Origin of the sequence: Bradyrhizobium sp. PRIMUS42 (assembly GCF_023006515.1) — a bacterium.
In the GTDB taxonomy this organism is placed as follows: domain Bacteria; phylum Pseudomonadota; class Alphaproteobacteria; order Rhizobiales; family Xanthobacteraceae; genus Bradyrhizobium.
Window position 1 is genome coordinate 1 of sequence record NZ_JALBGZ010001383.1, and the last position, 742, is coordinate 742.

General features: G+C 66.6%; 1 protein-coding gene. It reads right to left on the reverse strand.

The window, feature by feature from the left end; genetic code table 11:
• Positions 1-742: CHAT domain-containing protein (locus tag MOV75_RS40515; protein WP_247008450.1), on the reverse strand; the 742-nt coding region annotated here is incomplete at both ends.

Here is a 742-nt window from a genome sequence, read left to right on the forward strand (position 1 = left end):
GACCTTGCCGCTAGCAGCGCGACGGTCGGCGGGTCCTTCGGCTGCGGGGTTGAAGACGGGATCGCCGAAGCCGGTCATCGGTTTTGCGCCTTGATCCCTGCGCGCGAAGGCCCGCAACGATTTCAGGCTGATCACCGAGGGCAGCACCGAGACGGCCTGACGCCGGAGCAGCCAGGCGGCCTCGCGATAGCCCTCGAGCCTGTCCGGGATCGCAGCCTGCGGCGTCTCCGTCACCAGCAGATGAAACGGCAACGCAGTCAGCGCCGCCGATGGCACCAGCAGCAGGTTGCGCTTGCCTTTCGTCAACGCCTCGACCGGGCCGAGCAGCGCGACATAGAGCTCGTTCGCGAGCGCAAGATCGAACAGCCCCGATTTGCCGGAGGCGTCACGCGCCTTGCCGACATCCAGCCCCTTGCGGAAGGCCGCCACCTTCCGTGCCATCGCGTCCGCGCCGAGCGAAATCTCCTTCCACTCGACGCCCTCGCGCGTGATCGCGATGACATAGCTCTGCTTGTCGACGACGGAATAGATCACCATCGCCTCGTCAGCCGACAGCAGCGGCTGGATATCCTTCACCGCCAGCGGCAGCGGGTTGGAGAGCGAGGAATAGTCAGGAAACTCGACGGCGAGGGTCTTCTGCAGTCCGCTGCGCTCGCTCGCGATCGCCGCAATCCGCGCGCGGCTGCGTTGCTCGGCTGCGCGGTCTCGCTGGGCCGACTGCTTCGACACCGCAGCTATGATC